The organism is Methanococcoides methylutens (assembly GCF_000765475.1).
In the GTDB taxonomy this organism is placed as follows: domain Archaea; phylum Halobacteriota; class Methanosarcinia; order Methanosarcinales; family Methanosarcinaceae; genus Methanococcoides; species Methanococcoides methylutens.
In genome coordinates this window covers 166,424-180,389 of sequence record NZ_JRHO01000013.1, presented here as the reverse complement: position 1 = coordinate 180,389, position 13,966 = coordinate 166,424, and the positions used below count along the sequence as shown (strand labels likewise).

Here is a 13,966-nt window from a genome sequence, read left to right as displayed (position 1 = left end):
TGTGTTAACATGGCACCCACTACCTTTTTTAACTTCCTGTATGTTAAAATACGAAAAAGGATCGCAATATCAAGTTAAGTTGCTTGAATATTGTTTCTTTCAAAATTCTATTTTATTTTGTAAGTATCTTCCTTATTAACCAATAAAAGTTGATATCATGCAGGAAAAAATAAAGGAAATCTCGTCACGTATCCATGAATTGCGCGAGCTGTCAGAAATCAGTTCAGAAGAAATGGCAAATTATCTGAATATCCCTGTTGAAACCTATCAGCAGTATGATACAGGTGAAGTCGATATTCCTGCCAGCATACTTTTTGAGATCGCACAGTTCCTGAAAGTTGATATGACATTACTTCTAACCGGCGAAGAACCACGCATGCATATCTTTACTGTTACCAGGAAGGACAAGGGACCAACTGTTGAAAGAAGAGAGGCTTACAAATATCAGAACCTTGCCCCAAATTTCATACACAAAAAGGCAGAGACTTTTATTGTTGAGGTTGAAGCAGGATCAACAGATGCTAATAACCCTATGAATTCCCACCCTGGACAGGAGTTCGATCTTGTTCTTGAAGGTACCTTAAAAGTAAAGATACATGACAACGAGATCGTTCTTGAGGAAGGAGATTCCATCTATTTTGATTCCAGCTATGGTCATGGAATGGAAGCCCTTGGGGATAAGCCTGCAAAGTTCCTGGCTATGATAGTCTGAAAAACATAAATTTGATCCAAATTTAAGAATTGATCTATTAGAAATGGAAAACGGTGTAAATATGTCATCTTTTTTAGAAGAATATGTTTCACGCACGGAATTCGAATCGTATGATGACTATAAGGAGAACTTTAAGATAAAGATCCCTGATAACTTTAATTTCGCATACGATATTGTCGACAGGTACGCAAAGGAACAACCTGAGAAAAGAGCACTTGTATGGTGCGATGATGATGGTGAAGAACTGATATATAATTTCAGGGACCTGAAATACTACAGCGATAAAGCTGCAAATCTCTTCAGAAAATATGGCATCAAGAAAGGCGATGTTGTAATGCTGACCTTGAAGGGAAGGTATGAGTTCTGGATATGTATCCTTGCCTTGCACAAGATAGGTGCTGTTACTCTCCCTGCAACCCACATGCTGACAACCAAAGATGTGACCTACCGTATTGAACTTGCAAAGATCAAGATGGTAGTAAGTGCAGACGATGAAGGTCTCATGGGTTACATCGATGAAGCTCACAAAGGGTACGAGGATGTCCTGCTTCACAAAGCCGTCCTCAATGTTGAGAAAGAGGGGTGGATCAATTTCAATAAGGAGCTTGAAGAGGCTTCTGAGGACTTTACCAGACCTGAAGGCGATGAAGCAACAAATAACGATGATATTGCTCTTTTGTACTTCTCGTCCGGAACAACCGGTCTGCCAAAAATGGTCCAGCATGACTTCGCCTACCCCCTTGGCCACATAATCACTGCTAAGTACTGGCAGAACGTGATGGACGATGGATTACACCTTACAGTTGCAGACTCAGGTTGGGCAAAATGCGTATGGGGTAAGCTCTACGGCCAGTGGATCTGTGGCACTGCTGTTTTTGTCTATGACTATGAGCGTTTCAATGCAAAGAACATGCTTGAGAAAGCCAGCAGATATGGCGTGACCACATTCTGTGCACCGCCTACTATCTATAGGTTCCTCATCAAGGAAGATCTTTCACAGTATGATTTCAGCAGCCTTGAGTACTGTGTGGTTGCCGGTGAGCCATTGAACCCTGAAGTGTATGAAAGATTCCTTGAGTTCACAGGCCTGAAACTCATGGAAGGCTTTGGCCAGACCGAGAGTGTGGTAACAATCGCAACCTATCCGTGGATGGAACCAAAGCCCGGGTCAATGGGAAAACCATCACCTGAATACGATATCCAGTTGCTTAACCTTGACGGGAAGCTCTGTGATTCCGGTGAGGAAGGAGAGATCGTCATCAATACTTCCAGCGGCAAACCAGTAGGTCTTTTTGCCGGATATCGTGCAGATGAGGAGAAAACAAAAGCCACCTGGCATGATGGCTATTATCATACCGGTGACATGGCATGGAAAGATGAGGATGGTTATTTCTGGTTCATCGGAAGGTCTGATGATATCATTAAGAGCTCCGGTTACAAGATAGGTCCTTTCGAGGTCGAGAGTGCACTGATCGAGCATCCTTCTGTACTTGAATGTGCTATTACCGGCGTACCGGATCCTGTTCGTGGCCAGATCGTCAAGGCGACCATTGTTCTTGCCAAAGGCTATGAAGCAAGTGATGAGCTTAAGAAAGAGTTGCAGGACCATGTCAAGAAAGCCACTGCACCTTACAAGTATCCAAGAGCTGTAGAATTTGTGGATGAGCTTCCAAAGACCATCAGTGGCAAGATAAGACGTGTCGAGATACGTGATCACGATAAAGCAACAAACTGATAAACCTTAATTACTTCATGTCAGGAAGCTGGAAGGTTTCCTGTAATGTATTTAGTAGCAAATATTGAAAATACTCTGATCCAAGATGATCTTACGATCGATCATTTTAGATCATATTTCCGTTCATTGAGTTGATATTATGGCTGAAAATAAGGAAAAGATGCAACCATATCCTGAACTGAACATTATTGAGTGTAAAGGATGTGAGAGATGCGTAGCTGCATGTCCCAAAGATGTACTCTTTATGAGTGAACAAATTAACGAACGCGGCTACCATTATGTTGAATACACGGGAGAAGGATGCATAGGATGCGGAAATTGTTACTACACCTGTCCTGAGCCACTGGCTATTGCTGTGCATATCCCGATCAAGGAAGAATAAGCCAAAAAAATGAGGTGATATTTTATGGCTACACAATTAATAAAAGGCAACTCCGCAGTTGTCATTGGTGCTTTATATGCCGGTTGTGACTGTTATTTCGGATATCCGATCACACCTGCAAGTGAGATCCTTCATGAGGCTTCCCAGACATTCCCGAAGCTTGGAAGGAAATTCGTACAGGCAGAATCAGAAGAAGCTGCAATTAACATGGTATATGGTGCAGCATCTGCCGGACACAGGGTTCTGACAGCGTCATCAGGTCCCGGCATGAGCCTGAAACAGGAAGGTGTATCATACCTTGCAGGAGCAGAACTCCCATGCGTGATAGTAGACATCATGAGAGCAGGTCCTGGTCTTGGTAATATTGGTCCTGAACAGGGAGATTACACACAGGTCGTAAAGGGTGGCGGACACGGAAACTACCGCAACATCGTTATCGCACCAAATTCCGTTCAGGAAATGTGCGACTTTACAATAAAGGCATTTGAGCTTTCAACAAAGTACCGCAACCCTGTTGTAGTACTTGCAGATGGTGTGCTTGGACAGATGATCGAGCCACTCCAGTTCCCTGAAGAAGCTGTGGAGCCAGTCATTGACGAGTCATGGGCTGTTTGCGGAACAAAGGAAACACGCCAGAACCTTGTAACATCTATCTTCCTGGACTTTGACCAGCTCGAGGACTTCAACTACAGGCTTCAAGAGAAGTATGAGACCGTCAAGGAAAATGAAGTTGAGTACGAGGAATACATGATGGACGATGCATCAATTGTACTCGTAGCATATGGTATCAGCAGCAGGATATGCCGTTCAGCTGTAGAAGTTGCAAGGAGAGAAGGTATCAAGGTAGGACTTTTCCGTCCGATAACATTGTTCCCATTCCCTGAAAATGAACTGAAGGCCCTCGCAGATTCAGGTGATAAGACCTTCGTTTCCGTTGAGATGAGCAATGGTCAGTTGATCGATGACGTACGTCTTGCAACAGGTTGCAACAAGCCTGTGGACCTTGTCAACCGCATGGGTGGAAACCTTATTACAATGGATCAGGTCATGGAGAAGATTAGAGAAATTGCTGCTAGGGAGGAATGAACATGGCAGAAAAGATCATTGGAAGACCATCTGGAATTTATGAAGAGTTCCCACGCAAAGGTGGAGCAGCACCAACTGCAACCCACTACTGTCCTGGATGTGGACACGGTATTTTGCACAAACTGATCGGCGAGGCTATGGAAGAGCTTGAGATCCAGGACAGAAGCGTCATGATCAGTCCTGTAGGTTGTGCAGTTTTTGCTTACTACTACTTTGACTGCGGAAACCTTCAGGTCGCACATGGACGTGCACCTGCTGTAGGTACCGGTATGTCAAGGGCACAGGATAACTCTGTTGTAATATCCTACCAAGGTGACGGTGACCTCGCATCTATCGGTCTTAATGAGACCATGCAGGCAGCAAACCGTGGTGAAAAGATGGCTGTGTTCTTCGTGAACAACACTGTCTATGGTATGACCGGTGGCCAGATGGCACCAACAACGCTGATCGGTGAAAAGACCGTAACATGTCCTGATGGAAGGGACCCTCGCTTTGCAGGATACCCAATGCACATGTGTGAGTTGCTGGATAACTTAAAGGCCCCAGTCTTCATCGAGCGTGTTTCAATATCTGACATCTCACATATCAGGAAAGCAAAGAAAGCTGTCAGAAGGGCACTCGAAGTTCAGAAAGAAGGCAAAGGGTATGCATTCGTAGAAGTACTTTCCACATGTCCGACCAACCTCAGGCAAAATGCTGAACAAAGCACTGATTTCGTGAATGACCTGATGGAAAAGGAATTCCCTCTCGGAAACTTCAGGGATAAATTCGATGAAACAGAACCATTGTGGCGCTCTGAGAGTGATTTCTCCAAGAAAGGGATCGATAATCTCTACAGTCTTGAAAGCAGTGCATCTCCTGATGCTGTACCAGACCCTGAGTTTGGCCAGGCACTTGTTAAGATCGCAGGATTTGGTGGCCAGGGTGTCTTAAGTATGGGACTTACACTTGCTCGTGCAGGATGCCGTGACCAGCGCTATTCTTCCTGGTATCCTTCATACGGACCGGAGCAGCGTGGTGGAACCTCCAACTGTTCAGTTGTCATCTCAGGAGAATCAATTGGTTCACCTGTCGTCTATGAGTCAAATGTGCTTGTAGCTCTTAACCAGCCATCCCTGGAGAAATTCGCAGGCGATGTGAAGAAAGGAGGACTCATACTTTATGATGACACAATTGGTGATTTCGATGCTCCTGAAGGAGTAAGGGCAATTGCAGTACCTTCCATGCAGATCGCAAAGGATGCAGGCTCAGTAAAAGCTGCAAATACCGTCATGCTCGGTGTGCTTATGGCACAGGGAGACACACGCCTTCCGGAAAAAGTATTCAGGGAAGCAATAGAGGATACTTTCGCAAGCAAGCCAAAGCTTATCCCGATGAACCTGGATATCCTTGAAGCCGGTGCAAAGTGGTCAAAAGAAAACTTTAAATAAGTGCCGGTTTATTTCCGGCTACTTTATATTTTAACGATCTGGAGACCATGATAAGAATACTTCATTTTTTAATAGCTTTCACCGTATTTGCTATAGTAACTGTTGCTATAACAGCTCTGCTTCAGGAAATGATCTTCTTTTCTGTTTTCGTAGGACTTCCTGCCGGTACAATTGCAGGAGTTGTTACTTTCATTTATCTTCGGGTTAAAAACAAAGGCCAATGAATGCAGATCCGATGGACCACGAGCATGAAAGGTTTCGATGATGCCTACAGTGTCCGTAAAGCTGTTTTTATTGATGAACATGCCATCCCTAAAGAGATTGAGTATGTGTGGATGCTAAGGAAAGGACAGATCGATAATCTGATAATTTCCTGAATCATCTAATAATTATCAAATAATCATCTAATTATTCTCTAATAATAAAGAATAGAACCTCCTGCAAAGCAGGAGAATTATTCTCATTTATTCATCTTTTTAAATGGATCAGTCAATTGACAGATCATAGTCGTATGCTAGTTCCCCATGGATCATTTCATCCAACCCTTTAAGTTCAAATTCTTCTGAAACCTTCACGGGTGTTACAAATTCAATTATTCTCAGCATTCCGTAAGTGAATATGAATGCATAGACCGATGCTCCAACGACTGCACCTACTTCTGTTATAAAGAACATGAGTTCTCCTCCGAAGAACAGGCCATCTGTTGCAGCCGGATTAACTGCTGATGAACTAAAAATACCCAGCATGATCATTCCCAGCACTCCACCTACTCCATGGAGTCCCCATACATCCAGTGCATCATCCCATTCCATCTTATTCTTGAACTGGATGGCAAAGTAACATGCTGTTCCTCCTACAATACCATAAAGAGCAGCTGTTGGCATAGAAACATATGCTGCTGCAGGTGTTATTATCACAAGTCCGGCAAGAGCACCTGTCAATAAGCCTACAAATTTTGGTTTTCCTTCTCTTGCCCATTCGATCATGAGCCATGAAATTGCTGCGAAAGAAGCTGAAATGTCAGTATTTATCAGTGCCAATGCAGTAAATTGGTCAAGGTTAAGCTCGCTTCCTGCATTGAATCCATACCATCCAAACCAGAGAATACCTGCTCCAATGGCTATTAAGGGAATACTGTGAGGTTTTTCATCTTTTTCTCTCCTTCCACCTACATAAAAGACAGCTCCTAAAGCACCGAATCCTGCTATTGCATGTACCGGAATACCGCCTGCAAAGTCAAGAACGCCCATGGAAGCCAAAAAGCCACCTCCCCATACCATGTGAACAAATGGATAGTAGACAAGGAACTGCCAGAGGACAAGGAAGATCAGGAATGCCTTGAAGGTAACACGGTTGACAAATGCACCGGTTATAAGTACCGGAGTTATGATCGCGAACATCATCTGGTAAGAAATGAATACCAGTTCAGGGATCTTTGCATTTCCTGAAAATACAGAATCTGCTGCAACTCCCTGCAAAAATGCTTTATCAAGATTTCCCAAAATAGCCCCGTCACCACTGAAACATAAAGAATAGCCTACGCATAACCAGAGGATACTCGTTATTCCTAATGATACAAAAGTTTGCATCATTATACCAACTATATTTTTCTTATTTGCAAGCCCACCATAAAAAAACGCCAGTCCTGGTGTCATTAACATAACAAGACTGGTCGCAACTATCATAAAAGCCGTAGTTCCTGAATCAAACATGATTGCTCTCCAAATCGTATCTAGGTAATATGCAGCGTACTTCCTTTGTTATATTACTTAAAGTTAACTTAAATTGCCTATAAAATCAAACTCAGAAGGCAGTTTTAAAAGAGGCACATTAAAAATAACAATTGTATTTAAGCTTTGCGTAGGTCTTATAGGTATTTGCCAGCTCCAAACACATATAGCAAAATACTATGCAAAAAATCAGGGTCTGAAAGACATCATTTCTGAACTTGTCCCCCCTCTATTTATTTACTATAACTAAACATACATTATATTAATGTTCAAGAAGACACGGCGATATATCTCCATTACAAAGGTATTTTTCAAATACAATCTGTTCAGCCTTCTTTATAAAGACATACAACAGAACTATGTTTCCAATAAAAAGGGAACCTGTTATATTGATGTTGAGATGCAAAAGAATGCAAGAAAGCTCAGGCTTGCATTTGAAGATCTTGGAGTGACGTTCATCAAACTGGGCCAGATCATGAGCAAGCGTCCTGATCTTCTTCCCCTGGATTATACCAGAGAGCTTTCACAGCTTCAGAATAAGGTCCGTCCTCTTGAACTGGAAGAGATGGCTGAGTCCCTTGAGGGATTCCGTGCCAGTTGTTCTATAGCAGAAGCAGATGCTTCAACAGTCGTTTCTGAATTCCTTTCGAATTTTGATGATTTTAAGAGAAAACCTATTGCCAGTGCATCCATAGCACAGGTCTATGAAGCAAGGATCGGTGGCAAAAGGGTGGCTGTCAAGATCGCAAAACCTGGGCTTATAGACCAGATCAATGTTGACCTTGCCATCATCAATGACCTCAAGCCACTTATGAAGAAAATGGGTGGTTTTGGGAACAATATCGATATTGATGATTTTCTCGATGAATTCCAGGATATGCTGAACAAAGAAGTAGACCTTTTGAACGAGGCTCGCAACATCAAGAGATTCGAGGAATTATTCGCAGAATCCCATGATGTCCATATACCCGCAGTACACGATGAGTATTGTACCGAAAGTATTCTTGTGATGGACTATATGGAAGGCATCCTTGTAAAGGACCTTGAAACAACAGACCAGAAAACGAGATCAAAATATGCGCACATCATCAGTTCCAGTTATCTGAACCAGGTCTATCTGCATGGTTTCTACCATGCAGACCCTCATTCAGGAAATATTCTCCTCCGTGATGACGGGATCGCTTTCATCGATTTCGGGGCTGTTGGACTAATTGATTCCGAGCTTCGCAGGAACATGCTGAATCTTTTCTATGGGATCTACAAGAAGAACGTTGACATTGCTTTTGATGCTTTCCTGAAGATCGCTGACATCAATAAGGAAGAGATTAATGTGCATAAGTTCAAGGTCGACCTTGATACGCTCATATCTATACAGAACTTTGCTTTAGGGGAACGGCAAAACGATAGTTATGCAAATCTTGCACTTAAATACAATCTATCCCTTCCGAGTGATTTCTCCACACTTGAACGTTCTCTTGTAATCGTTGAAGGTGTTTGCCTGGAGCTTGATCCCAGGTTCAATATCATTGAGGATGCCAAGAGACTGATCTTCATTGTCATGACTAAAAGGTATTCCCCATTCAAGGCAGGCGAATACTTCCTCCTGGAAGGTGACAGGTATCTCGAGATATTCAAGAACCTTCCACAGGGGGTTAATGACGTTATTGAGACGATACGTGGATATCGTATAGAGAAACTGGAAGAGAAGACCCGTGAGATCAAGCATGACAGAATGGTCGAGAATCTTGCGAAGTATGTCTTCCTGTCGATTATCCTTGTAGCTTCGGCTTATCTGGCATCACAATCTGAGGGTAGCCTTGCAACTCTCGGAATAGCAGGATTCGTTGTAGCTATCTTCATGTTCGGAGTGTTGTTCCTGAGAAGCCAGTAACACCAAACAAACAAAACAATACCAATATTTGATCATTGAAACTAAGGGGTGAACAATTTGAGTGGGGAGTATTACAATGAAAAGATCGAGACCATGGATCGGGGAGACCTTGATTCCCTGGTAGAAGAGAAGTTAAGATACACTATAGACTATGCTGTAAAGCATTCTTCCTTTTACAGAAAATGGTTTGAAAGTAATGATGTATCGCCTTCAAGTATCCGGGATCATGAAGACCTTCTGGAAATGCCGCTCGTATCAGGCGAGCTTATCAGGAACAACCAGCCTCCAAAGACCAATGATTTTAATTTTATGAGTACCAGCTGGGATAAGGTTTTTACTATCCATGAAACCAGCGGCACAAGCGGAACCCCTAAGGCTTTTTTCCTTACATGGGATGACTGGTTACGTTTTGCTGAGAAATACAGCCGAAGTTTCACATCCCAGGGATTCGGGAAAGGTGACAGGATGATAATGTGTGCATCCTACGGAATGAATGTCGGTGCCAACACCATGACACTTTCTGCACGTGATATCGGCATGGCTATCATACCGGAAGGAAAATGTACATTCCCAACTCGCGTCCTTGAAAGCTACCAGCCTACAGGGATAGTGGCCAGCGTATTCAAGCTTTTAAGACTTGCACGCAGGCTAAAAGATGAAGGAATAGATCCAGGGGAGACCAGCATCGAAAAACTGGTCGTAGGAGGAGAGAGCTTTGCTGAGGAGAGCAGGAGCTATCTGGAGGAATTATGGGGCTGTCCTATCTACAACACCTATGGAAGTACTGAAGGAACGATGTGCGGAGAATGCACAGAGCAAAGTGGCCTTCATGTTCCGGAAGACCTTGTCCACCTTGATATCTATGACCCATACCGGAAGGAATTCCTTGAAGATGGTGACTGTGGCAGGATAGTACTTACGACACTGCTAAGCCCCGGTGAAAAGTGTGGCAATCTTCTGATCAATTATGACACCGAAGACACAACAGTGGTTCAATCAAGGAAAAAGTGTGCATGTGGCAGGACTCATATGAAGATCTTCACCCCTGAGCGTGAGGCTGAAACTCATTGGATATCAGGTTCACCATTTAATCGTGTGAATGTTGAAAGAGGTGTCTTTCAGAGGGAGAACATGGACTACCTGACTGGAGAGTATGAAGCTTTCCTTTATGAGGACGAGGATGGAACTTCCATTCTAAAGGTAAGTCTAGAATGCATTGATAAGGAAAATTGCGATAGATCTGTTATCGAAGAAAATTTTCTCAGAGGTTTCCTCAGCAACATAACAGGCACCAAGGGCCTTTATGATAATGGTGAGCTTGATGTTGACATCAAATTAACAGGTCCGGGAGAGCTTGAATTTTATAAACTAAAAGGAAGAGCTAAAAGAGTGATAGATCGAAGGTGATCCTATTGCCCTTACTCTAAGTCTTCCCAAAGGTCGATGAGTTTGCCCCTTGTTAGTTTATCTCAGCAAAGTAAACCGCTTTGAAGAAATTCGTTTGTTAGCTGGATGAGGTATTAGGATTCATTAGTATACTAAATCCAAATGTACTTCCTTTTCCAACTTCACTTTCAACCCAGACCTCACCACCATGCATTTCAACATACTGTTTAACAAGCGCAAGTCCCAATCCGGTTCCTTCATATTTACGGTTAAAAGATGAATCAACTTGCTTAAAGGCCTCAAATACAGTTTTTTGTTTATTCTCGGGAATACCTATACCAGTATCAGATACAGAAACCTGAACTTTACCGCCAATAATTTTTGAGTTGACCCATACTTTGCCACTTTTTGGTGTAAACTTAATTGCATTACTGAGTAGATTATACATAATTTGTTTGATCTTTGTCCTATCAGCATATATTTCCAGAATTTCAAGTTCTATATTGGATTTAAGATCTATGGATTTTTTCTTTGCCATTGGATCTATTAACATTACAATTTCATCAATTATTTCTGGCAGGTTTATAATTTCAGGCTCATATTTCATATTACCGGATTCAATTTTTGAAATATCAAGTATATCATTGATCAACGTCATCAAATGCCTTCCGCTTTTCAGGATATTAGATATATATTTGGTTTGCTTTTTGTTCAAATCACCAAACCTTTTATCGCTTAAAACTTGAGAAAAACCGATAACTGAATTAAGTGGTGTACGTAACTCATGACTCATGTTCGCGAGGAATTCCGATTTGATACGATTTCCTTCTTCAGCAAGAACTTTGGCCCGAACAAGAGCCAACTCCGCTTTCTTACGTTCAGTAATGTCAGTTACAATGACAGTAACCCCAATAATATTCCCCTCGTCATCCTCAAGAGGACTGTACACATTCTCATACCACAGCCTTTCGAGTAACACATCTCCATATTCTTCAACAATGGTGAATGCTTCACCAGCAAGCGCCCGGTCAAAGTTTATTTTTGCTTTTTCCCCATCTTTAGGGTCTTTGATGTAACTTAGCATACTAATGCCAATCGCAATCCTGGCATTCCATATGTTCTTCATTGTTAACTGATGAATTTTGTTGAAAGCGATATATCGATACTCCCGATCAATGGCGAATATAACGACATTATTTGGACTTTCAAATACTGCCTGCATGAGATTGTAGGCCTGCCGATACTTCAATTCACTTTGTTGCAGCGCTTCCTCAGTCTGTCTCTGCTCCACAATGTTCCATACCGAATCCATGATCAAGGTAAGCTGAAGTCTATCACTCTCATCATAATTTGATTCCTTGTTGGCTAGTCCGACAACAGCAACGATTTGTCCGTTTCTGAACACTGGTATGCTTAGGTATTTATGAAGTTCAACATGTCCTTTTGGGTAACCTTTTTTCAGTGGATTTACAGCCTGAAAGTCATTTAGAATGATTGCTTTGCGTTGCTTGACCACCTCTCCCCATATACCGGTATCCTTCAGATCATATGTATTCAGAGGTTCAACAATTGTACACTCCCTCATCACATCTTTTGACCATGTGTTGAGAGTTAACTTCATTTGTTCCTCATCATAATGGTATATGTGACCAATTTTACTCTGGGTGAGTTTGATTGCTTCATCAAGTGCAAAATTAAGAAGATCCTGAACTGAATCAGGCTTATAATGTAGAACGGACTCAAGACATCTTAATCGCTCATCTCTAAGGCGGAGTTCTTCCTCAATATTTTTACACCACGTAATATCTGTGATGCTTTTTCCCACAGGTAAAACGATATTATCTTTTCTCATAGGTAACCTCAGAACTGTCATGGGATCAATGAATATTTATGTCGAGACATTGAATACGATACTCTGTAGAAACTTCTTCTTTTTTACTCTGATCGAATAAGCGAAACTGAAGTAAATCGAGAGCTTCGTGTGCTACATCCCTTTAATATTTTTAAACATATATACATTTGCCAATATTTCAAGTAATGATTATTATCAAAATTGAGTATATGCATTAATTATTAATACAAAAATGTATCATTCAAATTTTTACCCTTATTTACGTGATTGGAGTGCTGCAACTACTGAATAAAAGTCTGGAAAGTGCTAGTTCAGAATTATCTTAGGCCTAGGAAGAAAAATGGGTTGTAATAAGGTGGGGGTAGGAGCGTTGCCTATGAGGTGCCCGTGTTTTAGGGGGCAGGTTGTCAAAATCAAAATTAAGTTCGATTAACAAATAGTCCTCACGCTCTTACCCCATTAAGCAATTGATTTTATGTCTTAATAGTGTTTACGGTCGTAATCGACCTGGTTACAACGTTGTTCTCCATGTGCCAGTTTCTTGTACTTCTGCTACATATGAAGTTACGGGTGCGAGCAGGATACATATCCATTGATATATACTGGATATTATCAGGATTTATTTTCTTAGAAAGGATAGCTCTAAAGTTTTTGAAAACACTTCTCTTCTTTCCATTTCCTATATGAATTACTCTTGATATGTTTAGATCATAGAATAAAATCACAAAGCTGTGACTCTTTTTAACAGATATTTTGTCTACTCCAATTGTATCAAGTCCAGACAGATCCATCTTTACTCTTGCTTTTTTAACATAATGAGCTAGAATTCATCAGACAGAATCTTCATTAATGTTGACCAATTCAGCAATAGAAGAAACACTCATTTCTTTCGACATTCCAACGATCAATGCTTCAAAGAATAATATGAAGATTGGAGAGGATGACTCATACGTTTACTTCGAAGCAGAAACTCCGGGATTCTCCCCATTTGCTATCGCAGCTGATGTGGAAGATGGATCATCAATTAACACCGACGATCCATCAGATGATATCTATGATTCTGATAATGCCGGAGCTTCAGAAGAGGAACCTACTACAGATGAACCAAATGGAATACCTGGCATATCCCCGGTCACATCCATATTAATTCTGGTCTTTGCCTGTATATTCCGCAAAGGGAAGAACTAAGTTTCTTCCTTTTTCTTATTTTATTATTTAAGTTTTTAATTATGACACATATTTTGATCATTATGATCCTATAATCGTTAGTCCATGCTCTTAATTTTCATAGAAATTGTTTTTCAATATATTGCATTTCTATTATTGTATCAAAATTCATTACCAATAAAAAAGTCGATTACAAATACAATTAGAATAGCTATAGATTACAAAAAAATCTGCTCTTGAAAAAAGAATACTCCAGGAATAACTGAAATCGCTGGATTTTAATAAAAAAATAAGAACAGGACATAATAACCCTGTTAGCTCTTTAATCATTTCTTCTTCATCAATATAAAGGCAGATCCAAGGCAGGCAAGAGTGACCAGGAATGAAAGAGGACTTTCTTCTTCATTCTCCTTATCGTGATCCTCTTCTTCAGGAACAGTTTGTTTCTCAATTGTAGGATCTTCGAACACAACTACCAGAGTATCATATGCATCTCCGTCATTAATAGATGTAGATCCTGCTGTAACTAATTGCCATCAGATCCTGCAATAGAGTTGAAACCTGAAGAGTAATAACTATCATTGGACTGAGACCA

13 protein-coding genes and 1 pseudogene are annotated in these 13,966 nt (G+C 41.3%); 10 read left to right on the top strand and 4 right to left on the bottom strand.

Features of this window, described 5'->3' with window-relative positions; all coding sequences use genetic code 11:
- The first annotated feature begins 157 nt into the window (after positions 1-157).
- The 7 genes from LI82_RS07015 (at position 158) to LI82_RS13565 (ending at position 5,722) form a co-directional block, all read left to right on the top strand.
- Complete coding sequence (locus LI82_RS07015) at positions 158-712, top strand: helix-turn-helix domain-containing protein (protein ID WP_048194502.1); 555 nt, start codon at positions 158-160, stop codon at positions 710-712.
- 61 nt (positions 713-773) lie between these two features.
- Positions 774-2,447: an AMP-binding protein gene (locus LI82_RS07010; RefSeq protein WP_048194500.1), complete on the top strand. Its 1,674-nt coding sequence runs from the start codon at positions 774-776 to the stop codon at positions 2,445-2,447.
- A 139-nt stretch (positions 2,448-2,586) separates the two neighbouring features.
- Complete coding sequence (locus tag LI82_RS07005; RefSeq protein WP_048194498.1) at positions 2,587-2,829, top strand: 4Fe-4S dicluster domain-containing protein; 243 nt, start codon at positions 2,587-2,589, stop codon at positions 2,827-2,829.
- A 24-nt stretch (positions 2,830-2,853) separates the two neighbouring features.
- The gene (locus tag LI82_RS07000; RefSeq protein ID WP_048194496.1) at positions 2,854-3,915 is read left to right on the top strand and encodes a 3-methyl-2-oxobutanoate dehydrogenase subunit VorB; all 1,062 of its coding nucleotides are present in this window, start codon (positions 2,854-2,856) and stop codon (positions 3,913-3,915) included.
- Between the two features lie 2 nt (positions 3,916-3,917).
- Positions 3,918-5,345, top strand: coding sequence for a 2-oxoacid:acceptor oxidoreductase family protein (locus LI82_RS06995; RefSeq protein WP_048194494.1), 1,428 nt, complete (start codon positions 3,918-3,920; stop codon positions 5,343-5,345).
- 47 nt (positions 5,346-5,392) lie between these two features.
- A complete protein-coding gene (locus tag LI82_RS13105; RefSeq protein ID WP_160174963.1) occupies positions 5,393-5,569 on the top strand; it encodes a hypothetical protein in 177 nt (58 codons plus the stop codon).
- 24 nt (positions 5,570-5,593) lie between these two features.
- Entirely contained in the window at positions 5,594-5,722 is a 129-nt protein-coding gene (locus LI82_RS13565) for a hypothetical protein (protein ID WP_269078519.1), read from the top strand.
- Between the two features lie 108 nt (positions 5,723-5,830).
- On the opposite strand, the gene LI82_RS06990 is transcribed toward LI82_RS13565, so the two are convergent.
- Positions 5,831-7,057, bottom strand: a complete 1,227-nt coding sequence (locus tag LI82_RS06990; RefSeq protein ID WP_201770307.1) for an ammonium transporter — start codon at positions 7,055-7,057, stop codon at positions 5,831-5,833.
- 283 nt (positions 7,058-7,340) lie between these two features.
- Here LI82_RS06990 and LI82_RS06985 point away from each other — a divergent pair, with 283 nt between their 5' ends.
- Positions 7,341-8,966, top strand: a complete 1,626-nt coding sequence (locus LI82_RS06985; RefSeq protein WP_048194490.1) for an ABC1 kinase family protein — start codon at positions 7,341-7,343, stop codon at positions 8,964-8,966.
- 93 nt (positions 8,967-9,059) lie between these two features.
- Positions 9,060-10,373: a coenzyme F390 synthetase gene (ftsA, locus tag LI82_RS06980; RefSeq protein ID WP_048194624.1), complete on the top strand. Its 1,314-nt coding sequence runs from the start codon at positions 9,060-9,062 to the stop codon at positions 10,371-10,373.
- Between the two features lie 97 nt (positions 10,374-10,470).
- Here ftsA and LI82_RS12465 read toward each other — a convergent pair whose 3' ends face one another.
- Together LI82_RS12465 and LI82_RS12755 are read right to left on the bottom strand one after the other, a co-directional pair.
- The gene (locus tag LI82_RS12465) at positions 10,471-12,204 is read right to left on the bottom strand and encodes a sensor histidine kinase (protein WP_052402797.1); all 1,734 of its coding nucleotides are present in this window, start codon (positions 12,202-12,204) and stop codon (positions 10,471-10,473) included.
- A gap of 575 nt (positions 12,205-12,779) precedes the next feature.
- Positions 12,780-13,133 (bottom strand): annotated as a pseudogene (locus LI82_RS12755) (transposase); the annotation flags it as partial.
- Between LI82_RS12755 and LI82_RS13395 the strand changes: the two are divergent.
- Positions 13,054-13,392, top strand: a complete 339-nt coding sequence (locus tag LI82_RS13395) for a PGF-pre-PGF domain-containing protein (RefSeq protein ID WP_048194486.1) — start codon at positions 13,054-13,056, stop codon at positions 13,390-13,392. The pseudogene LI82_RS12755 and the gene LI82_RS13395 overlap by 80 nt on opposite strands.
- Positions 13,393-13,697: 305 nt before the next feature.
- On the opposite strand, the gene LI82_RS13100 is transcribed toward LI82_RS13395, so the two are convergent.
- Positions 13,698-13,841, bottom strand: a complete 144-nt coding sequence (locus LI82_RS13100; protein WP_160174962.1) for a hypothetical protein — start codon at positions 13,839-13,841, stop codon at positions 13,698-13,700.
- Positions 13,842-13,966 lie beyond the last annotated feature (125 nt).